Raw genomic sequence first — 26,260 nt, forward strand, 5'->3', positions numbered from 1 at the left:
TCGTCGTGCCGGTGTCCGTCTCGTTCTGTGGTTGTCTTTGTATCCTATCTCCCGCGGGACGGCATATCGATACAGCAGCGTATTCCCACTTGGCGCTGAGGCATATCCCACGGTTCGGGATGATTGTTACAACGCAGTTACATCGCCATTTCTTCGTTGTGTACGTCCCGAGGGCGCCGCAACGCGTCTGAAACGCGCCGCCGGACCCGACGCATGCGTACACTGTCGCGCCGTTACCATGGGAGTGGTGAAGGACCCCCTGAGAATTCCCCGCGTCCTGGAGACCCTCTCGCAGGCATGGGAGCGCCAACCCGAGCTCACCCTCCCCCAGCTCTACGGCGTGCTGGAGTCCCGCGGCATCGGCTGGAACTCCTCCGACGAGGAGGTCACCGATGTGCTGGACGCCCTGGTCGCCGAGCGACCGTCCCACCTCACCGCCGAGTCGCCGGGACGCTACCTCGTGGAGACCGAGGACCCGCACCACCGCATCACCCTCGACCCCTGGTGGGCGGCGGTGCGTCCGGGCCGCGCCGGCCGTACCGGCCGCACCTCCAGTACCTCCAGGACCTCCCGTACGCAGGACGGCACGGCGCAGGACGCGCGCGACGCGCCGCAGCCGACGGTCTGGCGCCACGGCGGCGTCCGGCGGTGCGCGACCGGCCAGCCGCTGAGCGTGCTGGACGCCGAGGGCACCGTGCACCGCTTCGGCCTGGTCACCCGCATCAGTGTCCTGAGCCCGGCGGTGTCCTCCCCCACCGACGCCCCGGACCTGGACGGCCTCACCCACGACCGGCTGGGCGGGCACGTGTACCTGCTGCGACTCGCCGGCGACGAGTTCGCCGGGACGACCGTGCTGGTCGACCGCTCGCTGTGGATCTTCGACGTTTCCCGGCGGGAGGTCCACCGCGACAAGGTGCGCTGGTCACGGCTGGTCTCCGCCGCGGTTGGCGCGGAGCTGACCGTGGAGCGCCACGGCGGCGGACGGCTGCACCTGCCGGTCGTGGAGCAGGTCACCGTGCTGGAGTAGCTGCGCCGCACCGCGCAGGGGAGGTAAGGTTGACCGAACACGTTTCAGGTACAAACTATCCTCCCGAGGTGCGTCCGATGAAGAGAATCGGTCGAGTCCTGTCGTTGTTCGCCGGCACCGCTGCCCTGACCCTGAGCTTCGCCGCCCCGGCGAACGCCGCGCCGGCACTCCAGATGCCTGCGCTCCCCCAGCTACCCTCGTGGGCCTCCGACCTGCTGCCGGACGGCTCGACACCGGTTCCCGCGCCGGCGCCTGCACCTGCACCGTCTCCAGCTCCGTCCCCGTCTCCGGCTCCCGTGAACGCCCCGTGTGCCGTGGAGGCCAAGGCGTGCATCAGCCTGGGCGACCAGACCGCCTGGCTCCAGGACGGCGCGGGAACGGTCACGCGCGGCCCGGTCGCGGCGAGCACCGGGCGCGCCGGCTTCGAGACCCCGGTCGGCACCACGCAGGTCACCCGCAAGGACGCCAACTGGTGGTCGACCGCCTACGACGCGCCGATGCCGTTCTCGGTGTTCTTCTCCGCCGGGTCGACGTACCCCGGTGACATCGGCATCGCGTTCCACGAGGGCGATCCGGGCGTGCTCTCCCACGGCTGCGTCCACCTGCTGCACGACGACGCCGTCGCCTTCTTCAACTCCCTGCAGGTCGGCGACGTGGTGGACGTGGTCGCCTGAGGCCTCCGTCCGTCTACGCGATCAGGTAGATCACGGTTCCGAGCGCGGCAGCGACACAGCCGATCAGGGTCTTGATGACCGTCCAGGTCTTGAACGTCTGCGGCACGCTCATCCCCAGCAGTCGGCCGATGAGCCAGAAGCTGGCGTCGTTGACGTGGGGCAGCACGGAGGACCCACCTGCGAGCACGATGGTCAACGCCGCGGTCTGCAGCGGACTCAGTCCGGCCGCCGCCACCGAGGCGCCCAGCAGCCCCGCGGCCGTGGTGATCGCGACCGTCGCCGTGCCGAGCGCGACGCGGACGATGGCGGCGACGACGAACACAGCGGCGACGAGCGGAAGGCCGGTGTCCTGCAGCGTCCCGGAGAGCGCGTCGCCGATGCCGCTGGCGAGCAGGACGCCGCCGAACATGCCGCCGGCACCGGTGATCAACATGACCGGCGCGATGGGCTTCAGGGCGTTGTCGAGCATGTCCTCGATCACCTCGGGGGCGTTGCCCCTGCGGACGCCGATGACCCAGCAGGAGGCGAGCACGGTGATCAACAGCGCGATCGGCGTGGAGCCGAGCAGGACCAGGCCCGCGGCCCAGGTGGCGTCCGGGTCGATCGTGCCCGTGCGTCCCAACGTGGTGACCAGCGTGTTCATGAAGATCAGCACCAGGGGCAGGGCGAGCAGGCCGACCAGGACCCGGACGCGCGGCGGTTCGACGTCGTCGACCTGCGGACCACCGGTCACGAGCTCGGGGACGGGCAGGTCGATCCGCTTGCCGATCCACATGCCGTAGAGGTAGCCGGAGATGTACCAGGAGGGGATCGCGACGACGAGGCCGACGAGGACCACCAGGCCGACGTCCGCGCCGAGCAGCACCGTGGCCGCGACGACCCCGGGGTGCGGCGGCAGCAGGACGTGCATGGTGGACAGCGCCGCGGCAGCGGGGAGCACGTAAATCAGGACGCTGCCGCCGAGCCGGCGCGCGGTGGCCAGCAGGATCGGCAGCATCACCATGAAGGCGGCGTCGAAGAAGATGGGGAACCCGAACATCAGCGAGGCGACACCCAGGGCGAAGGGGGCGCGCTTCTCCCCCAGGCGGTCGATCATCGCCGAGGACAGGGCCGCGGCCCCGCCGCTGGTCTCGAAGAGCCGGGCGAACATCACGCCGAAGGCGAGCAGGAGCCCGACCTCGCCGAGGGTGCTGCCGAAGCCGTCGAGCAGGACGTCGAGCACCTCGGTCATGGTGATGCCGGTGGCCAGGGCGGTTCCGAGGCTCACCAGCACCAGCGCGATCACCGGGTGCAGCTTCATCTTCATGATGAGCAGGAGCAGGACCGCCACGGCAGCTGCGGCGATGGTCAGCAGCAGGCCGGAGCCGTAGATCTCTGGCTTCGGGACGAGCGCGACGGCGAGGAGCCCGAGGGCGATGAGGACGAGGCCGATCCCGAAGGACGCTCCCGTCGTGGGGCCGGGTGTGGGGCCCGTCTTCTGCGAGGAGGACGGACGCGGTGCCGACTGTTGCGTAGGGGGCATCGGTGACTTCCGGTCGATGTGTGACCACCGTCCGCCGGGGGGCAGGCGTGTGAGGGACGCCGCTGAACCTACACGAGTACTTAGCCGTGGGCAACAAAATCCTCACGCCCGGATCATCCGGCCACGCCATTCCATGCCGTGCCCCAGGATGAAGTCGCGCGCCCCTCCCGCGGGTACCGCACTCACATTGGCGGAGACGAGGGGATTTGAACCCCTGGACGATCGCTCGTCGCTGGTTTTCAAGACCAGTGCATTCGGCCGCTCTGCCACGTCTCCCTGGCCGCACGCACACCTGGTGCGTCCGGCGCGCCCTGATTCTAACCCACCGCGGGCCTCCTGTCGGTGTCCACCCCTCGTAGCCGCAGGATGACTAGGCTGGCGGCCATGAACGGGAACATGAAGGCCATCATCCAGACTGACCCCGACGATCCCCAGGCCCTGCACTGGCAGGAGACCCACATCCCCACCCCGCAGGACGGTGAGGTGCTCGTGCAGGTCACCGCCGCCGGCCTGAACCGCGCCGACACGCTCCAGGCCAAGGGGAACTACCCGCCGCCGAAGGGGGTGTCGGAGATCCTGGGGCTGGAGGCCGCCGGCATCGTCGTCGACCCGAACGGCTGCGAGCGTCCGGACGGGACCCCCTACCGGGAGGGCGACGAGGTCGGCGCCCTGCTCTCCGGCGGCGGGTACGCGCAGTACACGGTGGTCCCCGTCGGCCAGCTCGTGCCGGTGCCGGACGGCTTCGGCCTGGCCGAGACCGCCAGCGTGATCGAGGCGGCCTGCACCGTGTGGTCGAACCTGATGATGACCGCGCGCCTGCACGAGGGCGACACCCTGCTCATCCACGGCGGTGGCGGCGGTATCGGCATCTTCGCCATCCAGATGGCCCACGCGCTGGGCGTACGGGTCGCGGTCACCGCGGGCAGCTCCGAGAAGCTCGACGTGTGCCGTCGCTACGGCGCGGACGTGCTGATCAACTACCGCGAGGAGGACTTCGTCAAGGTCATCAAGGAACTCGGCGGTGCGGACGTGGTCCTCGACATCATCGGCGCGAAGTACCTGGACGGCAACATCTCCGCACTGGCTCCGGACGGTCACCTGGTGATCATCGGCATGCAGGGCGGTGTGAAGGGCGAGCTCAACATCGGCAAGCTGCTCGCCAAACGCGGCAACATCTCCGCCACCGGCCTGCGTTACCGTGACCGCGAGGACAAGGCACGCGTGGTGGCGGACACGGTGAAGAACGTGTGGCCGATGCTGGAGGACGGACGGATCAGCCACCACGTTGACCGGGTCTTCCCGGTGCAGGACGCCGCCCACGCCCACCAGCAGTTGCTGGACGGCAGGATCACCGGCAAGGCGATCCTCGAGGTCACCGACTAGACGATCCCGCCGATCACCCGGACGAGGTGGTCGATGTCCATCTGCGTGTTGTGGGGGGCCAGGGCGACGCAGACCGCGCCGCCCATCTCAGCCACACCCATCTGGTCGAACAGGGCACTCTCCTCCAGGCCGACGGTCTGCGCCACGACCCCGTTGCTGAGCAGCCGCTCACCCACCGTGGACGCCTCGATGCCCTGGACCAGGAAGCTCACCCGCGGCAGGCGGTCGACCGGGCCGAAGTGACGGCCGCTGTCGTCCGGGACCGAGCCCCAGCTGTTGTGGTCGTGCTCGGTGTCGACGTCGATCTCCCCGTCCACACCCACCACGTGCACGTTCTCCAGGCCCCGCAGTCCGTCGACGAGGTATCCGGCGAGCCGTCCGAGGTATTCCTCGGCGGACTGCAGGGACGTGCGCAGACGTTCGCGACGCGGGCCGGTGGCCTCCTCGTCCAACCCGGCGAGGTGGTCCACGGCGGCGGGGACGCCGCCGAACATGCCGGGGGCGTTGCCGTCACGCTCGAGCTCGGCGACGCGGCGGGCGGTGAGCTCCTGCGCGTCCGGAGCGGCGTGGCGTCCGCGGCGCAGCTCCACCAGGTGCAGCTCCGCCAGCAGTGAGGGGTCGCGGAACACCAGGGCGCCGACCTCCGGGCCGCCGAGCGGGGCAAGGTCGAGGGCGACGACGTCCGCGTCCCACGCGTCCATGTCGATCAGACGGTAGGGCGCGTAGGCGCCCGCGTCCACGACGAGCCACGCCCGCGACTTCGCCCGCATGATGTCGGCGATCGCGCGCACGTCGGTGACGGTGCCCAGGTGGGCGTTCGCCGCCGGCACCGCGACGATCGAGGTGTCCAGGCTGATGAGGCTGGTGAACTGCCAGGCAGGCAGCGCGCCGGTGGTCAGGTCCGCCTCCGCCCAACGCACCGAGGCACCGTAGAGGTCCGCGGCGAGCTTCCAGGGCGTGATGTTGGACGGCTCGTCCACCCGGCTGAGCACGACCTCACGGCCCATGCGCAGCTTCGCGGGCACGGCCGTGGCCAGGGTGCTCAGCAACGTGGCCCGACTGGGCCCCAGCACCACGCACTCGGGGGACGCACCGACCAGGTCGGCGACGGCCTCACGGGCCGCCGACACGTACCGGTCGCCACGCGGGCCACCGTCCTGCCCCTGCAGCGGGGACGCACGGAACGCCCGTGACACGGCCGAACTGACTTTCTCGGGCACCTGCGCGCGCCGTCCTGCATTGAGGTAGGTCCAGCCCTCCGACAGGGATTCGTAGAGGCCTCGCACCCTCGCGATGTCGAACACTTCCGACTGCCCCTTTCCGCATCTCGCCACACCGGCAGACTGAGAATATTCCTGCAGGTCAAGCTACTTGGGCGCAGTGAATCACCGCGCCGTCCCGTCAACGTCACCGATACTACATCGACCCACGGACATGAGTGGTACCGGCGTTGATTACCGCACACCCGCCCGTTCCGGAGTACCGTAACCACGTGTCAGATTCAGAAAACCCCCGGCCGGTGGCCACCGCACCGCAGTACGAGCGCTTCGTCGCCGCCCCTGTGGACGGCGAGGCACCCACCTCCCGTTCCCAGACGTTCGGTGCCGCGTGGCAGGACCTGAAGAGCGGGTTCGGCCAGCGTGAGCTCTGGCTCGCCCTGGGTTGGCAGGACATCAAGCAGCGCTACCGGCGCAGCCTGCTGGGCCCGCTGTGGATCACCCTGGCAACCGGCGTGATGGCCCTGGCCCTCGGCCTGCTGTACTCGATGCTCTTCCAGATGGACCTCAAGGAGTTCCTCCCCCACGTCGCCGTGGGCCTGATCATGTGGGGATTCATCTCCGGGTGCATCATCGAGGGCTCGCAGGTCTTCATCGCCAACGAGGGGCTGATCAAGCAGCTGCCCAGCGCGCTGAGCGTGCACGTCTACCGACTGGTCTGGAAGCAGTTCCTGATCCTGTGCCACAACCTCGTCATCTGGGTGATCCTGCTGGTGGTCTTCCAGATCCCCGTGGGCTGGGAGGTCCTGCTGGCCGTGCCGGGCCTGGCGCTGCTGGTCGCCAACGGCGTGTGGGTGTCGATGTTCTTCGGCATCATCGCCACCCGCTACCGCGACGTCGCCCCGCTGCTGGAGTCGCTGGTGCAGCTGCTGTTCTACATGACCCCGATCGTGTGGACGACCAAGACACTGCTCGAGCAGGGCGGTGCCGTGGCCGAGCGCGCACGGATCGCCGAGATCAACCCCCTCTTCCACTACCTCAGCGTGGTCCGCGGACCGATGATCGACGAGCCGGTCGAGATGCACTCCTGGCTCATCGTCATCGGACTGACCGTACTCGGCACCCTGTTCGCCATGGTGTTCATGCGCCAGTGGCGCTCCCGCGTGAGCTACTGGGTTTAAAGGAGAACAACCATGGTTTCCATCGACACCTACGACGCCTGCGTCGACTTCCCCATCTTCGACGCCAAGTCCCGCTCCCTGAAGAAGGCCTTCCTCGGCGCGGCCGGCGGCGCGATCGGACGAAACTCCGACAACACCGTGGTCGTCGAGGCGCTGCGTGACGTGAACCTGCACCTCGAGGAGGGCGACCGCATCGGCCTGGTCGGCCACAACGGTGCCGGCAAGTCCACGCTGCTGCGCCTGCTGTCGGGCATCTACGAACCCACGCGCGGTTCCGCCGCGGTGAAGGGACGTGTGGCACCGGTCTTCGACCTGGGTGTGGGCATGGACCCGGAGATCAGCGGCTTCGAGAACATCATCATCCGTGGCCTCTTCCTCGGCGAGAGCCGGAGGTCCATGGAGAAGAAGATGGACGAGATCGCCGAGTTCACCGAGCTCGGCGACTACCTGGCCATGCCGTTGCGCACCTACTCCACCGGCATGCGCGTGCGCGTGGCACTGGGCGTGGTGACCTCGATCGAGCCGGAGATCCTTCTGCTGGACGAGGGCATCGGCGCGGTGGACGCCGCCTTCATGGAGAAGGCGCGGATCCGCCTGCAGTCGCTGGTGGAGAAGTCCGGCATCCTGGTGTTCGCCTCGCACTCCAACGAGTTCCTGGCGCAGCTGTGCGACTCCGCCCTGTGGGTCGACCACGGCCAGATCCGGTCCTGCGGGCCGGTGGACGAGATCGTCGGCGAGTACGAGGGGCCGGGGGCGGCCGAGCACGTGCGCAACGTGCTGCGCGACCTGGGGCGGTTGGACTAGCGGTACCGCCAGGGCAGACCGCCAGGTGGGAGGCGGTCCACGCTCTTACCAAGAGCAGCCTGAATAGAAGAGGTTAAATAAACGCTTCTTATCTGGTAGGTTATCCTCTACTTGCCGACGTGGCCCCTGACACCACGTCGAGTAGCCAGTAGATCGAGGAGAGCCTTCAGTGACCAACCCCTTCAGCACCCCCCAGGACAGCGGCAACTCCGGAAACCCGGCGCCGCAGGGCGGCTCCTACGGTGCGGCGCAGTACCCGTCGCAGCCGCAGCAGTACCAGCAGAACCACCAGCAGCCGCAGCAGTACCAGCAGCAGGCTCCCCAGCACTACCCGCAGGGGAACATGCCGCAGCACGCCGGCTACGGCGCCCCCATGTACACCGGCCCCCAGAAGTCGAAGCTCGCCGCCGCCCTGCTGGCGTTCTTCCTGGGCGCCCTGGGCATCCACAACTTCTACCTCGGTTACACCGGCAAGGCCGTGTGCCAGCTGATCCTCACCATCTTCGGCTACCTCACCGCCATCTTCGCCATCGGTTTCCTGTTCATCTTCGCCGTCGGCATCTGGGCGTTCATCGAGTTCATCATGATCCTCATCGGCGGCGGGAAGTACGACCGCGACGCCCGCGGAATCCCGCTGAGCTAGCACCGAACACCCGACCGGGCACCACCCCGCTCGCCGCCTCACCGTCAGCGCCCCCAGAGCCCCGCTCCGCCACCCTCCCTCACCACACCTCCCCACCGTGCCCTTCCGGCCCCACCCGGCCGGCATCCGCCCAGGCACGCAAGACCTGAATCAACCATGAGATAGTTCTGATACGGTCGGGGTATTAATTTTCCGGCCAGGCAAATACCTGGCCTCATGAGGTCCTCTCCAAGCCCCCGCCAGGGGGCTGCACATCTGAAGCTCAGCCGTGGGCGTCGGACCGGCGGTCCCCGTCGCGAGTCCGTCCTCATCCGCCCACGCTCCTCCCCGTCGTCCTTCAGCGCCAAGTAGGTCTTTACCATGACAAGTCCCTTCGGCAGTAGCCCTGCCTCCGACGGCCCCACCTGGTCTTCTCCCGGGTCGTCTTCACCCGGGTCCCCGTCCGGATCCCCGTCAGCCTCCCCCGGCTTCGCGTCGTCCCCGGGCGGTTTCACGCCGGGCGGCGCGCCGTCCGCTGCCACCCCGTCGGACGGTCCGTCCTCCGGCCCGGTCTCGGGTCCCGTCACGGGCCCCTGGGCCTTCGTCGCGACGGCGACGGCAACGGCCGTCCTCGGCGTGGTCTTCGCCGTGATCGCCGTGGTGACCGGGTCACCCACCGACTTCGTCTTCCGGGTCTTCGCCCTGGCCGGCTGGGCGCTGGCGGGCATCGTGACCTTCATCCTGCTCGGCGTGCACACCGCGAAGGACACACGCCGCCGCGCCGAGAACTTCTACGTGGAGACCTCCTCGCAGGCCGTCCTGTACAAGGTCGCCATCGGTGTGGCCTGCGTGGGCGTCATCGCCACCGCCATCGAAATCGCACTGTGGATCAGCAAGACCGTGGGAGCCTGACGAATGACCGACAACACCATCCTGCGCCCCCGGGCCCGCCGTGCCGTCAGCACCGTCAGCGCCGTCGGTGCCGCGGCACTGCTGTCCACGGCCACCATGTTCGGCCTGCCCGCCGCGACGGCCCAGCCCGGCGGGGAGACCGGCCTGTCGCAGACCGGCCAGGACAACATCGCCGACCTGGGTAGCTGCATCGCCGCCACGAAGTCCGCCGACATCCTGCTGATCATCGACCAGTCGGAGTCACTGAAGGGCTTCGACGGAGAGCCGCCGACCGACCCCCGCAACGTACGGGTCGACGCCACCCGCGACCTGGTCAACCAGCTCGGCATCCACGCCGGCGACCTGAACGCCGACATCAACGTGAAGCTCGCCGGCTTCGGCGACGGCTACCACAACGACACCTCCGACTACGGCGGATGGGTGAACGTGCGCGACGGCGTCGACGAGCTCGACGACCCCATCGACGGCTTCACCGACCGCAACGAGGACGGCTACACCTCCTACCGCGACGCCCTCAACGGTGCGCTCACCGAGTTCGCCTCGGCCCCCACCGGAGAGGACGGACAGCCCAGCGACTGCCAGTCCGTCCTCTTCTTCACCGACGGTGCCGTCACCGACAAGGAGAAGAGCAGCGAGGCCGCCGCCGAGGACGTCTGCCGGCCCGGCAGCCCGCTGGCCTCCCTACGCAACTCCGGGGTGCGCTTCTTCAGCGTCGGCCTCATCCCGCAGAGCACCGCCAACCCGCGCGAACTGCTCACCCGGATGGCCGAGGAGGACTGCGGCGGTGCCGCACCCAACGGCGCGTTCTTCGACGCCGGCACCGACCCCGCCGGCCTGCTGGCGTCCTTCCGCAACTTCATCCCCACCGCCAACAGCATCGACTCCACCCTGTCGATGAACGAACCGCAACCGTTCACCCTGGACAACTCCATCACCACCGTCCGGCTCTCCGCCCAGCCCACCACGTCCATCGGCGACGGCATCACCCCGGTGCTGACCTCCCCGGACGGTGACGAGCTCGAACTCACCGAGGGCGAGCACACCGTCGGCGGTGCCGAGGTGAACGTGACCACCACCGATGCCGTCGACGGCATGGTCGACGCCGACCTGACCCTCGCCGACGGCGAGAGCTGGGAGGGCGAGTGGTCCTTCGGTTACGACACCTCCGGCGCCGACGCCCCCGACGCCGCCCGCTACAACGCCAAGGTCGTGCTCGAACCGGGCCTGACCGTGAAGGTCGACGAGCTCGACGACGGTATCCCCAGCGGCATGAAGTCCGACGAGGTCCTCACCGCCTCGCTCGTCGACCGCAACGGCGCGGGCGTGGACCTCGAGGGCGAGGCCACGATGACCGCCCACTTCATCGACCGGAACGGACGCAGCACCGACCTCGGTGAGCCGACGTCCGTCAGCGACGGCGACGCCGTCGAGTTCCCCCTCGACGCGATCACCGAACCCACCGCGGGTGACGTGGTCGTGCAGACCAACATCACCACCAAGGCCTCCGGTTCGGCACCCGGCACGGCGCTGAGCCCGATCGTCGTTGGCTTCCCCGTCACGGTCACCCCGGTCAACATGCCGACCCTGGGGTCGGCCGACCTGACCATCGACTCGCGGGAGACCGAGGTCAGCGTGCCGGTCACCGGCCCCGGCAAGGTGTGGGTCGCCGACGCGTCCTACTCCGCCGGCGACGGTCCCACCGTGCTGCCCGAGGGCGTGGACCAGGTGTCGGTGTCCTCGCCACACAACAGCGCCGACAACGCCCTGGAACTCGCCGAGGGTGAGACCGCCGATCTGCCGGTGACCGTGAGCACCGAGGACCTCGCCGACGGCCGGGTCTCGGTGACCCCCACGGTCAACCTGGTCTCCGCCGAGGGCGACTCCACCGCTGAGATCGACGTGGAGCTCACCGGGTCGATGTCCGCCCCGGTCAACACGGCCGTGTTCATCGCGACGCTGATCGGCGTGCTGCTGGCGGCGATCCTCATCCCGCTGGGCGTGCTCTACCTGATGAAGTGGTTCACCGGGCGCATCCCGGGCTCGCCCGGCATCCACGCCCTGCGGATCCCGGTGAGCGTGGACAACGGACGCCTCGTGCGCCCGGACACCGGCGGCGCCTTCACCGTGGGCTTCGACGAGATCGTCTCCGGCACCCCGCGGGTGACCTCCACCGGTCGCGAGGTCAACCTCGCCGGAACGCAGGTCAGGGTGAAGCTCGGCGCGAACCCGTTGTCGGCGCCGTACGCGGTGGTGGACGCCACCCCGTCGATCAGTGACGAGGGCCTGCAGGTCAAGGACTCCGCGCGCCTGCCGCTGGCGGTCCACAACCACTGGTTCGTGATCGGCACACCGGGTGACCCCTCGCGTGGCGAGGTCGTGCTCGCCGTGGACGAACGAATCACCGACGACCGGTTGACTGCGCTCGTCGGCAAGATCACCACGGACACCCCGGACCTGCTCAACCGTCTGTCGACCTCGCTGGCCGAGACCGGGACAGCACCCGGTTCGGGCGCCGGGGCAGGTGGAGACGGCGGTGCCGCCTCCGACCCCGCAGCCGGCGCCGCAGGCGCGGCACCGTTCTCACCGGACGCCGGGGCCAGCCCCTTCGGCGGTCCGGCCACCGGATGGGGCTCCCCGTCCGACGGTGGTCCCTCCGGCACCCAGCCCGGTACCCAGTCAGGTCCCGACTTCGGCGACAACCCCTTCGGATCCCCCGGATCCAGCCCGTTCGGCCCCCGCTGACCCCCAGCGCACCCGGCACACCCCTGCAAGACCCAAGTATCACCCCTAAGGAGACAGTGTGAAGAAGTTCCTCGTCGTCGGCTGCGGTGGCTCCGGAGCCAAGACCCAGGCGTACATGATCGACCAGCTCAAGGCGCACCTGCGGTCGTTCGACCCCACGCTGACCTCGCTGCCGAAGGCATGGCAGTTCGTCAGCATCGACGTGCCGATCGACCCGGAGAAGGGGCCGGGCGGGCTCGGCAACGTCCCCGAGAACGGTGGGCGCTACGTCGGCATCGGCTCCAAGCAGCAGTACCGCACCTTCGACTCGGGGCTCTCCCAGTACCTGGGCCGCCGCGGCGCCCTGGGCGACATCGCCACCTGGGCACCGCGCGCACCGGAGACGAACACCACCCCGGTCTCCGACGGTGCCGGCCAGTTCCGCGCGGTCGGCCGCATGCTCACCCTGCAGTCGATCGCGAAGATGCGCGAGGAACTCAAGTCCGCGATGGACGTCCTCGAGGAGGCGTCGACCATCGCCGAACTCAACGACCTGAACCACCGCATCACCGGCCACCAGAGCAGTGCCGCGGACGCCTCCCCGGTGATCCTCGTGGTCTCCTCCATGGCCGGCGGTGCCGGTGCCTCGATGTTCCTGGACGTCTGCCGGATCCTGTCGACCCTGCCGAACGCCAAGCCGGAGCACACCGGTGTGTTCATGTACACCCCGGAGGTCTTCGAGAACCTCCCGTCGGACGCCATGGTCGGCGCCTGGCCGAACGCCCTGGCCATGTTCGGTGAGGCCGTGGCCACCCAGACCGGGTCCTCCACCAAGGCGGACGTGGACCTGTTCAAGGCGCTCGGCGTGGAGGCCGGCGCCTCGCGCAACACCTTCGCCCGCCTGTTCCCCATCGGCGGTCGCATGGGCGCCACCGGTGCCCGCTTCGGCGACGGCGACCCGAACACCATCTTCCGTGGCCTCGGCCGCTCGCTGGCAGCACTGATGTCCTCGGAGAAGTCCGCGGACAGCTTCGTGCAGTACTCCCTGGGCAACCCGCCGGCCAACCAGCCAGACCGCAACATCCTGGGCTGGGCCAACGCCGACCGCGTGCCGTGGAGCGCCATGCCCTGGGGTTCCATGGGGTACGCCCAGCTCAGCATGGGCCGCGACCGCTACGCGGAGTACTCCGCCCAGCGCCTGGCCCGCACCTCCTTCGACCGGATCCTGCGCGGCCACATGGACCCGCTGAGCTCGGACACCGGTGAGGAGCAGCTCCAGAAGCGGCTCAACGAGCGTTACCCGCGAATCCTCGACCGGGTCTGGGTCAACAAGGCGGTCCTGCAGTCCCAGCCCAACCAGCAGTTCATCGCCGGCTGGATCGGGCACCTCTTCGGACAGTTCGCCGAGACCGCAGCCGAGCAGTCCAAGGTGTGGCTGCGCCAGCGTCTGCCCGCGTCCGACGGAATGAAGGCCGCCGAATGGGGCTCGCTGGTGCGCAGCCGTCTCACCGACCCGGGCGTGCCGGCGGGCGTCCACGATCAGCTGGACACCGCGGCGTACGCGTCCGTGCACGAGTTCGCCGACCGGTTCTGCGACGTGATGATCCAGATGGCCGAGGAGGAGCTCGCCTCGGTGGGCCTGCCCTTCGTGGAGAAGGTGCTCGACAAGCTCGCCGACGACATCCGCCAGCGCCTCATCAACCCCATGGAGAACTACGTGGCCGCCACCCGGGGCAGGAGCCCCGCGGTGGTCACCCCGCCGATCGACCAGCTGCTGCAGCCGCTCACCGGCAACGGGGCCGTCACCGGTTCCGGCCAGATCCTCGACAACATCGCCACGAAGTACCGTGGCCAGTTCACCGAGTACTTCGGCATCCGCGTGGCCGCATACCTCGCACCGGTCCTGGAGGACTTCCTCAACAACGCGCTGAGCCGGCTGACCCGCGAACTCACCGACGCCCACGCCGACCTCGAGTACGCCGACAAGCAGAAGAAGGTCAACGTCAACCTCGCCGACGTGGCCACCAACGACCCGGTCGCCTGGCCCCGCAACCGCGACGAGATGATCAACGACCGCTTCCGTGGCTCCGCCAACGAGATCCTCATCAGCGACGTCGACAGCTTCCCCTCCGACTTCGAGGCCCACGTCCTGCAGGACGTGCGTGTCGCCGAGCCGTCCGTCTTCGACGCGGCCGCCGCCACACAGCTCGCCTCCCAGTCGGTCGTTCTGGGCACGTGGGAGACCAACGGTTCGGAGAAGGCGCCGAACAACACCCTCTCCGCCGCGGCACGTCCCGGCGGCAACCGTGCCGGCTGGGTCAGCCGCCACCTGGTCTCCTCCCCATCCGGTCACGAGGAGCGCGAGTCGCGCCACGGTTCGTTCACCGCGCGGATCCGCCCCGCCCAGCTGCTCGAGCGGTCCCGGCTGTGGATCCAGCGTCCCGACTACCACTTCTCGAAGTTCATCGGCACCGACCTGCGCAGCTACATGACGCAGGACGAGGCCACGAACGACGCCACCTTCGCCCGCCGCATCGCCCGCCTGCGCGAGGCTTTCAGCACCGCGCTGGCGCAGGCCCGCCCCCTGGCCGCCGTGGACTCCACGATGGTCAGCCAGGTGCACGGCACCGACGAGAGCTACCGCTACACCTTCTCCGAGATCCCGCTGAAGGCGAACTCCGCCACCGACCAGCTGGTCTCCGTGCTCAACGAGACCACCAACCTGGACCCCTCCACCGAGAGCGTGCTGACCGGGGCACTGTCGACGGACACGAAGATCCGCCACATCGACGTCTTCGGCTCGTACCCGAACTACTCGCCGGTGGTCTACAGCTCGCTGTTCCCGCATGTGGCCAAGGAATGGGGCACCGGACGCAACAACGCCGGTTTCTGGAAGGACCGCCGCAGCCGCACGATCGCCGGCTCCGTCCCGCTGTCCGACGACGAGCGCAAGGCGATGGTCGCCGGCTGGATCGTGGGCACCGCGACCGGCCGGATCTACATCCAGGACGACGGCCTGCCGACCGCACGTGCGCACGTGTACGACGACGCCCGCTCCGAGTGGGTGCCCTTCCCGCACCCGCTGCTCACCCCGCCGAAGGAGATGCGCCACAAGATCGACTGGATGCCGGCCGTGATCGAGTCGGTCCTGCTGGCCTACGCCAACATCCAGACCCGCAACGACAAGGGCCAGCCTGCCTGGTCGCTGCGCCCCTACCAGCTGCTGCGCGGCCTGTACGACAACGCCACCGAGGGCCCCACACCGGACGGCACGAACATCATCCACCCGGTCGTGGAGCGTCTGAGCACCTTCCTGGGTTCCGGCGAGCGTCCCGACCAGGCGCCGCAGGGCGCCGACGTCGAGGAGCGCCACGGCATCGTGACCCGCTACCTCACGTCCTACGCCACCAACGCCGACGCCTTCATCCCCGGTCAGGGCTCCGGCCTGCCCGGTGCGCAGACCCAGGAGAAGCCGTGGGCCACGGTGCGAGAGCGTTCCTACGCCTCGAACATGCCGCTGTTCCACGACCTCGCCCCGGACGTGGTCGAGATGACCGCGAAACTGCGGACCAGGCTCGACGAGGCGAAGCAGCGCGCCGAGGCGCCCGCGGCGCCGGCCGGGATGCCCGGTGGTCTACCCGGCGGCCCGCCGGCCGGCCAGCCCGCCCCGACGTCCGGCCCGACCTTCACCGGTTTCGGGGGTGACCTGTTCTGATGAGCGCCACCGACACCACACCGACCGTCATCTTCTTCGGCCACGGCACCGTGGCCGACCAGGTGCGCCGCAACCTGACCGACCTGTCTTCGCTCGGCATGGTCAAGCCGTTCTACTGGGTGGACCCCCGGCTGCCGGACTCGGCGGCGGCCACGCCCTCCGTACGCGTTGTCAGCGGGAGCGGCCAACGCATCCTGCCCCTCGACCAGGCGTTGCGCACGATCTCCGGGACCATCCTCTTCCTCGCACTCGACGTGGAGAGCGCCACGGACACCACGACCACCAGCGCCGGACTCGACATGGGTGCCGTCGACCGGTGGACCAACGCGGTCGAGTCGCGCCTGTCGACGGCACCGGGCCGCGTGCGGGTCCTTTTGCCCCGCGTGCCGCGCGGCAACTGGAGCCCCACCAGCCACCAGTCGTGGCCGACCACCGTGGCCATCACCCCGGAGGACTCCGAGGCCCCGCACACCCCACTGGAGCCGGTGCTCAGGGCCGGTGACCCCACGGACATCGCCCGTGTCGCCGCACCCACGCTGTGCGGTCTGACCGGCCTGTGGTCCAGCGCCACCGGCTGCGCGCTGACCGAGGACAACGGCGCGCCGATCTCCACCGGCGGCGAGTACCGCGTGCGTCTGGCACGCTCGTACCACCGCACCATCGACGCCTCCACGGTCGAGGACCAGCTGCGCCGCCAGGCGTCCGACGTCCGCGACCGGCTGCCGCAGCCGGTCACCCCGGACGGACGTCAGGCCAGCTACCTGGGACAGGACGAGGGCGTGCCCGAGGCCATGGCCCAACGCCTGCTCGCCGAGCACGGCCCGTCTCTGACCACCCCCATGCAGCCGGAGGACAGCGGACAGGTCGTGCGCAAGAAGTGGTGGAAGGCGTTGTTCTCCTTCCTCGGCGACTACTTCCGCATGGGTCTGGGCAGTCCGAAGAGCTGGGCGCAGAAGGCCGGGCAGGCCACGCTGCGCGCCGCGGAGAACCGGACCCAGACCTTCCTCTACGGTGAGGACTCCCCGGTCCGGGTGGTCTCGAACTCGGCGTCGTCCCCCGCCCAGTCGATGTCGCTGGACGACATGTCCGCCACCGCCGCCTGGTACCGCCGCCAGGCGCTGCAGTCCGGCGTGCGCGTCGGCGAGGTCCCCCAGCTCTCCGAGATGTGGGACTCCTACAAGGACATCTCGCTGACACTGGTGGACGGCACCGAACGCCAGCAGGGCAACCTGCAGTCCCCGAAGGACGCCTGGGGCAACCGCGCCATCGTCCGCCAGGGCTGGCAGGCCGTCCCGGACGTCGACGACTCCTTCCACGGTTTCCACCCGCTGCTCGGCCAGCGCCTCGGCATCTCCGAGGAGGACGCCACCATCCGTCCCTTCGACGCGCGCAAGGCCGCCGCCTACGAGGAGGGCATCGCCTTCGTCGCCGGGCAGACCCGCGAGCCGGAGATCCGGCAGCTCCAGGCGGACTTCGCCGCGTGGAAGCAGACCGCGTCCCGCAGCTTCGCCTGGCAGACCGGCGAAGGCCTGACCGGGCTGATCGACCAGTCCCGCCACAACGTCCACGACCAGTTGGAGAGGTACGACCGGCACAAGCAGAACCTGGACGACCTCGACCACCGAGACACCGCCGGAAGGAACTCGGCCTACACGAGGACCACCTTCTCCCTCCTGGGGCTCGAGTTCCTGCTGATCCTGTTCCTCGCCTACTCGACGACCATCCACTACAAGTCGGAGTGGCAGCTCAGCTTCTTCTCCGGCTTCGACTGGCGCTGGGCGCTGGGCTGGTTCCTGCTGGGCTCCTTCGTGCTGATGGTCATCCACATGGTGGCCTACGCCCGTGCCCGGCGCGGGGTGGAACGCTACCTCGAGAACCTGCGGTTGTTCCGGGCGAACGTGCAGATCACCGGCACGAACGTGAACGCGGCGATGGAGAACTACAACCGCCAGATCGCCGCCTACCGGCAGCTCCTGAGCTGGTCGACGGTGCTGGGCCGGGCGATCTCGCGCCCGCTGGGCCGTGACCTGTCCACCGGTGAGGGGCTGGCGTCGCCGTCGGCCGGGCTGCCGCTGTCGACCCGCATCGGGCAGGCCGCCGTCCCCGACGAGAAGCTCGTCCCCCTGGTCAACTCCATCCGCGAGAAGCTCTTCCCCTCGCAGTGGGCGTCCAACGCCCTGGACTCCCTCATGGAGGACGCGGCCGCCAGCCTGTCGCACCACACCGGCGAGCACACCCCGCCGGAGGGGCAGCTGCGCGGCCAGTCCGGTGCCGGCACCGGCTCGCCGCTCGACCGGTTGACCGCCTGGTCGGTCGCCCCGCAGCTGGAGGACCGCGACCACACCCGCCAGCACTGGGCGCGGATCATCGGCTCCCCCGAGGCGTCGAAGAACTTCGGACGCGAACTCGCCGAGACGATCGACACGGTTCTCTACTTCGAGAACGGTGCTCCGATGTCCACCACCAAGGAGCAGTTCCTCAGCACCCTGCACACCGACAACCGGGTCGCCGGCAACTTCCTGCAGGACGTGGTGTCGACCGTCGCGCTGAACGACGGCGCCACGTCGATGGACCCGAACGTGTGCCGTCTCGACCGCACGCGCAGCGACGCGTCCCACACGTTGACCCGCTCGGCCACCCTGGTGCAGTTCGGACGCACCACCGCCCTGTCCAACCTCGGCGGCGAGCCCGAGGCCGCCGCCGACGTGCCGGTCACCTCCACGGAGATGCCCGTGTTCGAGGCCGCCCCCTTCGAGACGCCGACGTTCGATGCACCGTCCTTCGAGGCACCGTCCTTCGAGGCACCGTCCTTCGATGCACCGTCCTTCGAGGCGCCCACCTTCGACGGCCCCCGGTTCGGGGAGTGACGGACAGGACATGACCTCCCACATCCACGACCTGCCCCTCGACGTCTGCCGGCGGATCGCCACCCTCGCCGACCCCACACAGGACGCGGTCCGCGACCTGCTGCCATCAGGATTGGACGACCAGGCGAAGGACGCCCTGGCGTCCGACGTCCGCGGTCTTTTCGAGGGCCGCACCCCAGATCCAGCCCCAGAGCGAGCCCCCGAACCGGCCCCAGTGCCCGCACCTGAGCCCACCCCCGAACCCGAGCCTGCGACGTCCCCCGCCCCGTCCTCGAAGAACCAGAAGAAGGAACCGAAGGCGCCCATGTCCCTCGCCGACCAGATGAAGCTGCTCCTCGACGGCGACGCCGCCACGAACACCGTGGACGAGTCCGACTTCGAGAGAGACCCGATCTTCACCCAGATCTTCCAGCGCTCCGACGAGGCGTTCGCCTACAGCGCGCCGGAGGGCTACACCTCCCCCGGCCCGATCAAGGTCAACTACTCGGTGGAGGACCCCGCCCCACAGGACCCGCAGGCCTCGCAGGACCCGGACGTCACCGGCAAAGAGTCCGTGCTGATCACCTGGCCGAAGCTGCCGAACCGTCCGAAGGAGACCACCCTCTACCGCGTCATCGCCGCCGACCACGAGGCCGAGTGCGCCCCGGGCGCCGGCACCGAACTGGTCATCACCCACGGAACCGCCTTCCGCGACGAGCGCCCGAACTCCACCGGCCTGCGCCACTACATGGTCTGGGCCTACACCTGGGACGGCGGCCCCGCCGGGCTGCTCAACGCCCCTGCCCTGTTCATCGGTGAGGACGTGGCGATCTACCCGCCGCGCGACGTGAAGCTCGTCGAGTCCAACGGCACCGTCAACGGCTCCTGGGACGCCATGCCCGGACACGACGAGGTGCGCGTCTACCACGCCAGGCAGGGCTACGCCGGACGTCTCACCGACCCGGGCAACATGCTGGTCAGTGGTGTGGAACAGTCCGGTTTCAGCTACCGCGTCAGCACCCGCGGGCTGAACTACGACTTCACCCTGGCCCCGGTCGTCTCCTTCCGCGGGCGCACCCACACCGGCCCGGCGATCCCGGAACAGAAGATCCTGGTCAGTGCGGAGATCCAGAAGGTCTCCCTGATCACCGCCGGCTACCTGCCCGACCACAACAACGAGGACCAGATCATCCTGGAGTGGGAGGCCCCGCCGACCGGTCAGGTCCGGGTCTTCCTCACCGACACCGCCCCGGACCCGGAGCTCCCCCTGGGCCAGGTCGACCGCGGCTACCTCGACGACGACGATGCCCTGGGCTCCACCAAGTGGACCACCGACGACAACTCCGTGCCCGGCGAGCACGTGACCCGCACGCTGGTGTGGCCGGCCGACTGGCACCAGGTGTACATCACCCCGGTGAACATCGTGGAGCAGCGGGCGTGGGTCGGTGACAGCCGGGTGCTGCAGCGCGTGGAGAACATCACCGACCCGCAGCTGGTGGAGCGGGTGTCCGGCCAGCTCATCACGTTCGACTGGCCGGCCGGCGCCACGCACATCAACGTGCGCACCACCCAGGACCGGATGCGTCTCGACGAGGACGCCTACCGCCGCCAGGGCGGGGTGCGCCTGAACCTGCTGAACACCGGCGACAAGGTCACGCTGACCCCCGCGGCGATCTGGGCGGGCAAGGACAAGTACGCCGACTCCCCCACGGAGATCACCTACCCGGGGCTGCGCGCGTACTCCTACGACCTGACCGATTCGCCGGACGGCTTCCCGCAGCTGCAGATCTGGTCGGTCGGCAACCCGGACGCGAACGCCCCGCACTTCCGCCTGGTGCACAACCCGTCCCGGCTCCCGCTGCACATCGGCGACGGCTCCGCGGTGACGTGCGCGAAGGACGGTGCGTCGGCCGGGCCCGCCGGGCAGCCGCAGCCGACGACGGACCTCTACCAGTCCGCCCTGCCGTCGGGATCGCTGTCCGGCCCGGAACAGGGGTCGCAGTCCACCCCTGGGTGGGGAGTGACCTCGGCATCGTCGCAGGACGCGACCTGGTGGATCGACCACACCACCATCGACGGCGGCTACCTGCGCCTCTTCGTCGACGAACCGGAGACCCCGACCACCCCTGCCTCCTCTGCCACCCCGGCACCGGCCGCCAGCCCGACCCCGCGCGCCGGTTTCAGCGCCGGCGCGTTCGGCGGCAGCCTCGGCAACCCCGACGCCGCCGGCACCGGCGCCTCCACCGGCACCACCCCGACGTCGTGGAACGCCGCGACCATCCCCGCCATCGTGGTGGAGTCCGTCGTCACCACGAAGCTCGCCTACCCGTCGCGTCGGAAGGTGCACCCCTGACATGTCCGGTTCCTTCACCTACGCCTCGTTCTCACCGTCCGACCAGCGTTCCGGCGGATGGGGCGTCGGCCACCGCACCGGGGAGCTCGCCGCCTTCCAGGTCGACGAGGTCGTCCCGCTGATCCCCACCCACCTGTCCGACCCGGTCGCGCTGCCGACCTTCCCCGACCGCGAGGAGCTGGCCCGGCGGATCCGCCGGTTCGCCTGGCTGCCCGCCCCGTGGGAGCCGGTGGAGTCCGCGGACACCGGCGTGTTCCTCGCCTCCGTGCCCGCCGGTCAGGACGCGACGGGACGCCCCGGCAACGTCTTCACCTACGTCTTCGTCAGCGACCCCGGCCACCTGCCGCGGCGCGACGCGGTGAAGCTGATGTTCTCCGCGTCCGTCCCCGCGCCCTACGGCAAGCGCAAGGTCGACGCCGCCGAGGCCCCCGGCAATACCGACATGACCGAGACCACCGTGCTGACCGACAAGGTCATCGAGGGCTTCCTCGACGGGACCGGCACCGCCGACGAGTTGTCCTGGCCCCAGGAGCTGGGCCGGGTCCGGCCACATGCGGGTCCGGTTCCGCGCCGCGAGATCCTGGACTTCCTCGCCGCCCGGGTCACCGACGGCACACCGGTGGTGCTGCTCACCGACGTCGCGGAAGGGCCCCTGTGGATCACCGCCCTGGCCGACCAGCTCCCGCCGACGCTGCCGGCGGACCGTTCCTTCACCTGGTCGACCTACGAGAAGGCCGCCACGGTCACCGAGACCCTCGCCGCCGGAGTGTCCTTCGCCGTGGTGCCGTCCGCCGAGGCCGAGAAGATGCAGGACGCCCCGGGCGTCCTCGTCGTGGACACCGCAGCGGTGCTCCCCGTCGTGCCGGACGCCCCGGCGCCCGCAGCGCCCAGCACGTCCAGCCTGGCGGCCACGTCCGTCATGTCCGGCTGGGGCGGGACGACCTGGGCACCGGTGACCGCGCCACAGACACCGGGGGAACCGGAGGCCACGTCGCACACCGCGAACCCCTTCGACACCGGTGCCACGGCCGAACCCGCACAGCCGACACTGCCGACACAGCCCCGGCCTGCCCCGGCGGCACCGGCACCAGCACCGGCACGGTCCACACCCGAGGGCACGTTGCCGGCCATCGTCTTCACCTCCGACATCGACACCGACTTCATCCTGGGTGCACCGCTCTCGGAGTGGAACAACGTGTTCACCCAGACCGAGGCACGCCACGGGTTCACCCAGCCCGTCCCCCAGTACCTGTTGCTCGACCCGGCCACGGAACTCGGCTGGACCACGCGGGTGCGCATGCTGGCGCTGGCGTCCTACGGGTACTTCCCTGCGCTGCGGCAAGCCGGGAGAGACCGCAACCAGGACGCGCTCTGCGCCGTCGACGACACCGACCGGGACCGGCTGGTGGACGACACCGTCGACTACACCGTCCACCACGGTTCCGAACACGGTTTCTACGACACCGGACACCCGAACCTGAGCTCACTGGTCAATCCCCGCCTCCGCGAGCTCGCCGAGGCCGTGTACCTCGGTCGGCAACGTTCACTGGCGAAGGCCCAGCCCGACCACCTCCCGCTCAACCGCACCCCCCGACGATAAGGACACCATCCATGCACACCATTTCACTCAACGACGGCGAGTCCCACGCCGTCGACGACGGTGGCCTGCTGAAGGTCCAGGTCTTCCCCGTGGGGGGAAGCACGTCCGACCTGCGCATCAGCGTCACCGGCGAGGACGTCCGGGCAACCACCCCGAACAACACCCTGGCCATCGTCACCGCCGTGCCCGCCTCGGCGACGATCACCATCGCCCCCACCTCCGGCGGCGACTTCGGCATCGACCAGGCGGTGCGTCTCACCGTCACCGGCACCGACCGCACCACCGTGGAGTTCCCCGTGGTGCGCGTCGGCGGGGTCCCGGAGAAGAAGCTCGGCCGCATCGACCACACCGGCTCCTCCTACAACCTCACGGCCTACGGCTCCTCCGTGTCCACCGACCTGCCGCGGGCGGTGATGGCGGTGTCCTCCGCCGTGCGCACCCACCTGACCTCCACGGCCGGCGTCTCCGGCGTCTCCGCGTTGCGGGTCTTCGCCGACACCGGGGCGACCCTGTCGGCCGCCACCGAGCCGGACACCCTCACCGCCGCGGTCACCGCGGTGCGTGGCCTGGCCACCACCTTCTCCCTCGACACCGTGGAACTGTTCACCGGCGCCGGACGCCGCGGCGAGGTCTCCGTCCCCGAGCTCGACGACCTCGTCCTGCAGGCCGCGGCGGCGGACGTCACCCGCGTCGGCGCGTCCGTCCTGCCCGGGACCCCGGCGGCAGGAACGGCGGCAGGTCCGGCCGGGACCGCCCCCGGAACCCTGACCGTCCACCTCACCTCCACACCGGTGACCGGCATGGTCGCAGACGGTGCAGGCCGCTCCACCTCCCTGGTCCTCGTCCTCGGCGACGGGTCCGTGGAGGAGGCGTCGCTGTTCTCCTCCTCCCCCGACCTCACCGCCGCCACCGGCGTGCTGCCGGTCGACGCCCGCCTCGCCGCCGGCCTGCTCGCCGGCGACCCGGGGGCCTTCAACCACGGCGCCGCCGTCGTCGCCTCCATCCTCGACTCCGTGAAGGAGGTCTCCGCGTGACATCCGCCCACCAGGCCCCCAACCAGGCCGGATCGCTCTCCCGCGACCCGTACACCTTCGAGCCCCTCCACCCGGGCGCCTCCGTCTCCGGACACCAGGACCTGCCGTCCGACTGGGACCACGCGCACGTGCACTGCGTGGCGATGGCCGGCGCCCGGGCGTCCGGCAAGAGCCTGTACACCGCGGTGCTGATCAAACAGCTCGAGGAGATCGCCAGCCACCACAACCGCGTGGTCGAGGCGGCGGACGACTCCACCCAGGAACGCTTCCGCACCCACTACGAGACCCCGCTCTACCGGGAGATGAAGCACATGCCGGCCACCCCGCCGGCCTCCAGCTCGGACGCGTACCAGCGCGACCCACTGATCTTCTCCCTCGGCCGGTGGACGGATGCCCAGGGCACGCTGCGTCCCCACTACCTGGTATTCCGCGACGTCGCCGGCGAGGACCTGGAGAACCTGCCGTCCGACCCGTCGGAACTGTCGTTCTTCCGCCACGCCGACCTGATCATCTTCCTGTTCGACCCGCTGCGCGTCCCGGCGATCCGCACCTACCTGCAGGGCATCATCCCGCCGCAGAACCTCACCGGCGGCGACCCGGAGGAGGTGCTGCGCAACCTCATCCGCCTGCTGGACGGCAGCCGCCCGAAACTGGCGGTCACGATCTCGAAGTTCGACACGCTCCAGCAGCTCGCCCGCACCGGCGACAATGAATGGGCGCGCATCATGGGCAACCACGGTGCGGCCTTCCGCCGCGACACCGGCTGGGACCACGACGTCAACGACCAACGGCTGCTCCACCTGGAGATCGAGAGCCTGCTGCGCTACATGTCGGCGGACAAGCTGGTCAACCTCATCGGACAGGACTACGGCTGGACGTACGACGCCGCCCCGCAGGCCGCCGGACACGTGCGCCCGGACCTGTGGCAGTACTGCGCGGTCTCCGCGCTCGGCGAGTCACCGAACGGCGAGAAGCTGAACCGCCGCGGCATCGCCCCCTACCGGGTGCTGGACCCGGTGCTCTCCGTGCTCGCCCCGCACGGCGTGTTCACCGGCTAGCCGGTCACTGCAGGGACTTCTGCCGGCACTCCCACGCGCGGCCGTCGTTGCCGATCGAGTCGAAGATGTCGGCGGCCTCACCGTAGAAACGCTGGGAGCCGTCCTGCGCACCGGCGTGGGCGAAGAGGTTGGCCAGCGCGACCTTCGCCTCGGCGTAGGCCTCGCGCTCGTCGACCCCGCTGACCTCGTCCTCGGTGAGCCGCTCGTCCATGTCCAGCAGCAGCTGGGTGGCGGTGCGGGGATCCTTGGCCAGGAAGTGCGCGTAGGACAGGCGGATCGTGGACCAGATGACCCCGCTGGTCAGCCCGTAGCGTCGCGACAGGTTCAGCGACTGCTCGTAGACGTCGTACATGTCGGCCAGCCGACCCAGCTTCTCCAGGCACGCGCCCTTCTCCAGGAAGGCCATGATCTCGCCGTTGTGGTCGTTCTTGCGCTGGTAGAGCTCCGCGAGCTGCGAGGCGTACCCGCTGCGTGCCTCCGGGTCGTGCCCGGTGACCTCGGCGGACAGGTTGAGGTGCAGGCGGGTGACGAGGATCCTGTCGTCCAGCGGCACCGAGGACGGGAGCTCGCGGTTCACCCGCGACAGCACGGTCTCGAAGAACCTGTTGCGGTCCTGGCGTACACGGATGGAGTCTCCGAGGGCCTCCATGACCGCCTGCTGCAGGCGGTGCACGCCCACGGCGCGGGTGATCACCTCGGGCCGCAGGTGCGGGGACTCCAGCGACGGTGACCCGGCGATGACGTCCATCAGCTCCCCCAGCCGGTGCCGCAGGGCGGACAGGTCGCCGGTGCTGTCGGCGGTCTCCAGGCTGTACCGGCATTCACCGAGCAGTTCGTCCCACCGGGCGTCGTTGTCCTCGGTGAACGGCTCGGCGGCGAGCTCGCGGACGCGGTCGTCCCAGGTCACCGACGCCGTGACGGTCTGCGGCAGCACGACCTCGGGCTCCGGCTCCGGCTCCGGCTCAGGTTCGGGCCGGCGGATGCGTTCCAGCAGGTCTCCGGCCACCGGTGTGGCGTCGATCTCGCCCTCGGCCATGCGCACGCTGAGCGCCAGGTTCTCCGCGTCCTCCCTCCTGCCCTGGAGCAGGGCGGACTCGGCGAGGTGCAGCCGGGCGGTGGCGAGCATCACCGGGTCGCCCGCTGACAGTGACAGGGCGGCGAGCAGGGACGCCGCGGCCTCGAGCTCGTCGCCGAGCTGGCACGCCTGCGCGGCGACGCAGCGGGCGAAGGCCAGGTCGCGCACGCTGCGCAGCCGCGGGTCGTCGACGGAGAGCTCACCGATGCGCAGCGACACCGTGTCCAGTTCCGCGGTCTGGGCCAGGAAGGCCTCCGCCTGGCCGGCGGAGGACAGCGCGTCCCAGTTCTCGTCGGCCAGGTCCCGGAGCTGGTCGAGGTCCTGCATGACGGTCAACGTGTCCAGCGGTGCTGCGACCATGGTGGGCTCCTGTGGTGACGAAGAAAAAGATGAAGGGCGAAGACTGCAAAAACTGTGTCGTCGCCCATCATTCTAAGGAATACCCGGTGGACGGGTCGCGCAACACCCCGGTTGACGGCGGCCGGGGAACTTTCCCGAAACTTTTTCCCCACCCGA

17 protein-coding genes and 1 tRNA gene are annotated in these 26,260 nt (G+C 69.7%); 14 read left to right on the plus strand and 4 right to left on the minus strand.

Annotation, left to right across the window (positions count from 1 at the left end):
• The first annotated feature begins 247 nt into the window (after window positions 1–247).
• Both ACT3UN_RS09205 and ACT3UN_RS09210 read left to right on the plus strand, forming a co-directional pair.
• Window positions 248–1,027, plus strand: coding sequence for a hypothetical protein (locus ACT3UN_RS09205; protein WP_441583067.1), 780 nt, complete (start codon window positions 248–250; stop codon window positions 1,025–1,027).
• A 77-nt stretch (window positions 1,028–1,104) separates the two neighbouring features.
• Window positions 1,105–1,701, plus strand: a complete 597-nt coding sequence (locus ACT3UN_RS09210; protein WP_301442260.1) for a L,D-transpeptidase — start codon at window positions 1,105–1,107, stop codon at window positions 1,699–1,701.
• Between the two features lie 13 nt (window positions 1,702–1,714).
• On the opposite strand, the gene ACT3UN_RS09215 is transcribed toward ACT3UN_RS09210, so the two are convergent.
• Window positions 1,715–3,223 carry a GntP family permease gene (locus ACT3UN_RS09215; protein WP_444656924.1) on the minus strand — a complete coding sequence of 503 codons (1,509 nt, stop codon included), beginning with the start codon at window positions 3,221–3,223 and terminating at the stop codon, window positions 1,715–1,717.
• Between the two features lie 188 nt (window positions 3,224–3,411).
• Window positions 3,412–3,499: transfer RNA gene (locus ACT3UN_RS09220), tRNA-Ser, on the minus strand.
• A gap of 120 nt (window positions 3,500–3,619) precedes the next feature.
• On the opposite strand from ACT3UN_RS09220, the gene ACT3UN_RS09225 reads away from it, so the two are divergent.
• On the plus strand, window positions 3,620–4,606 hold the full coding sequence (locus ACT3UN_RS09225; RefSeq protein ID WP_301442267.1) for an NAD(P)H-quinone oxidoreductase: 987 nt from the start codon (window positions 3,620–3,622) through the stop codon (window positions 4,604–4,606).
• Here the strand turns inward: ACT3UN_RS09225 and ACT3UN_RS09230 are convergent.
• Window positions 4,603–5,910 carry an aminotransferase class V-fold PLP-dependent enzyme gene (locus tag ACT3UN_RS09230; RefSeq protein WP_444656925.1) on the minus strand — a complete coding sequence of 436 codons (1,308 nt, stop codon included), beginning with the start codon at window positions 5,908–5,910 and terminating at the stop codon, window positions 4,603–4,605. The genes ACT3UN_RS09225 and ACT3UN_RS09230 overlap by 4 nt on opposite strands.
• Window positions 5,911–6,098: 188 nt before the next feature.
• Here ACT3UN_RS09230 and wzm point away from each other — a divergent pair, with 188 nt between their 5' ends.
• From wzm to ACT3UN_RS09285, 11 genes are all read left to right on the plus strand, one after another.
• Window positions 6,099–7,004, plus strand: coding sequence for a galactan export ABC transporter permease subunit Wzm/RfbD (wzm, locus tag ACT3UN_RS09235; RefSeq protein ID WP_441579490.1), 906 nt, complete (start codon window positions 6,099–6,101; stop codon window positions 7,002–7,004).
• Window positions 7,005–7,016: 12 nt separating this feature from the next.
• Window positions 7,017–7,808 carry a galactan export ABC transporter ATP-binding subunit Wzt/RfbE gene (gene wzt / locus ACT3UN_RS09240; RefSeq protein WP_301442257.1) on the plus strand — a complete coding sequence of 264 codons (792 nt, stop codon included), beginning with the start codon at window positions 7,017–7,019 and terminating at the stop codon, window positions 7,806–7,808.
• A gap of 169 nt (window positions 7,809–7,977) precedes the next feature.
• Complete coding sequence (locus tag ACT3UN_RS09245) at window positions 7,978–8,451, plus strand: NINE protein (RefSeq protein ID WP_301442256.1); 474 nt, start codon at window positions 7,978–7,980, stop codon at window positions 8,449–8,451.
• Between the two features lie 360 nt (window positions 8,452–8,811).
• On the plus strand, window positions 8,812–9,342 hold the full coding sequence (locus ACT3UN_RS09250; RefSeq protein WP_301444000.1) for a hypothetical protein: 531 nt from the start codon (window positions 8,812–8,814) through the stop codon (window positions 9,340–9,342).
• 3 nt (window positions 9,343–9,345) lie between these two features.
• Window positions 9,346–12,084: a vWA domain-containing protein gene (locus tag ACT3UN_RS09255; protein WP_444656926.1), complete on the plus strand. Its 2,739-nt coding sequence runs from the start codon at window positions 9,346–9,348 to the stop codon at window positions 12,082–12,084.
• A gap of 58 nt (window positions 12,085–12,142) precedes the next feature.
• On the plus strand, window positions 12,143–15,778 hold the full coding sequence (locus ACT3UN_RS09260; RefSeq protein ID WP_444656927.1) for a tubulin-like doman-containing protein: 3,636 nt from the start codon (window positions 12,143–12,145) through the stop codon (window positions 15,776–15,778).
• Window positions 15,778–18,645 carry a hypothetical protein gene (locus tag ACT3UN_RS09265; protein WP_444656928.1) on the plus strand — a complete coding sequence of 956 codons (2,868 nt, stop codon included), beginning with the start codon at window positions 15,778–15,780 and terminating at the stop codon, window positions 18,643–18,645. The genes ACT3UN_RS09260 and ACT3UN_RS09265 overlap by 1 nt, the downstream gene beginning before the upstream one ends.
• Window positions 18,646–18,655: 10 nt before the next feature.
• Entirely contained in the window at window positions 18,656–20,977 is a 2,322-nt protein-coding gene (locus ACT3UN_RS09270; RefSeq protein WP_441578791.1) for a cell surface glycoprotein, read from the plus strand.
• A 1-nt stretch (window position 20,978) separates the two neighbouring features.
• Window positions 20,979–22,577 (plus strand): GAP1-N2 domain-containing protein, encoded by a 1,599-nt coding sequence (locus ACT3UN_RS09275; protein WP_301442980.1) that lies wholly within the window; start codon window positions 20,979–20,981, stop codon window positions 22,575–22,577.
• 11 nt (window positions 22,578–22,588) lie between these two features.
• A complete protein-coding gene (locus ACT3UN_RS09280) occupies window positions 22,589–23,611 on the plus strand; it encodes a hypothetical protein (protein WP_301442981.1) in 1,023 nt (340 codons plus the stop codon).
• Complete coding sequence (locus ACT3UN_RS09285; RefSeq protein WP_444656929.1) at window positions 23,608–24,669, plus strand: TRAFAC clade GTPase domain-containing protein; 1,062 nt, start codon at window positions 23,608–23,610, stop codon at window positions 24,667–24,669. Before ACT3UN_RS09280 ends, ACT3UN_RS09285 begins: the two co-directional genes overlap by 4 nt.
• A 4-nt stretch (window positions 24,670–24,673) precedes the next feature.
• Here ACT3UN_RS09285 and ACT3UN_RS09290 read toward each other — a convergent pair whose 3' ends face one another.
• Window positions 24,674–26,104: a hypothetical protein gene (locus ACT3UN_RS09290; RefSeq protein ID WP_444656930.1), complete on the minus strand. Its 1,431-nt coding sequence runs from the start codon at window positions 26,102–26,104 to the stop codon at window positions 24,674–24,676.
• Window positions 26,105–26,260 lie beyond the last annotated feature (156 nt).

Origin of the sequence: Corynebacterium sp. AOP12-C2-36, from assembly GCF_052379185.1 — a bacterium.
Taxonomy (GTDB): Bacteria; Actinomycetota; Actinomycetes; order Mycobacteriales; family Mycobacteriaceae; genus Corynebacterium.

What these genes read in the sequence shown, in the direction of transcription:
- ACT3UN_RS09265 (WP_444656928.1), top strand. Translation starts at nt 15,778, where the DNA reads ATGAGCGCCACCGACACCACACCGACCGTCATCTTCTTCGGCCACGGC.
- ACT3UN_RS09215 (WP_444656924.1), bottom strand. Translation starts at nt 3,223, where the DNA reads ATGCCCCCTACGCAACAGTCGGCACCGCGTCCGTCCTCCTCGCAGAAG.
- wzt (WP_301442257.1), top strand. Translation starts at nt 7,017, where the DNA reads ATGGTTTCCATCGACACCTACGACGCCTGCGTCGACTTCCCCATCTTC.
- ACT3UN_RS09210 (WP_301442260.1), top strand. Translation starts at nt 1,105, where the DNA reads ATGAAGAGAATCGGTCGAGTCCTGTCGTTGTTCGCCGGCACCGCTGCC.
- ACT3UN_RS09255 (WP_444656926.1), top strand. Translation starts at nt 9,346, where the DNA reads ATGACCGACAACACCATCCTGCGCCCCCGGGCCCGCCGTGCCGTCAGC.
- ACT3UN_RS09275 (WP_301442980.1), top strand. Translation starts at nt 20,979, where the DNA reads ATGTCCGGTTCCTTCACCTACGCCTCGTTCTCACCGTCCGACCAGCGT.
- ACT3UN_RS09290 (WP_444656930.1), bottom strand. Translation starts at nt 26,104, where the DNA reads ATGGTCGCAGCACCGCTGGACACGTTGACCGTCATGCAGGACCTCGAC.
- ACT3UN_RS09250 (WP_301444000.1), top strand. Translation starts at nt 8,812, where the DNA reads ATGACAAGTCCCTTCGGCAGTAGCCCTGCCTCCGACGGCCCCACCTGG.
- ACT3UN_RS09225 (WP_301442267.1), top strand. Translation starts at nt 3,620, where the DNA reads ATGAAGGCCATCATCCAGACTGACCCCGACGATCCCCAGGCCCTGCAC.
- ACT3UN_RS09280 (WP_301442981.1), top strand. Translation starts at nt 22,589, where the DNA reads ATGCACACCATTTCACTCAACGACGGCGAGTCCCACGCCGTCGACGAC.
- ACT3UN_RS09270 (WP_441578791.1), top strand. Translation starts at nt 18,656, where the DNA reads ATGACCTCCCACATCCACGACCTGCCCCTCGACGTCTGCCGGCGGATC.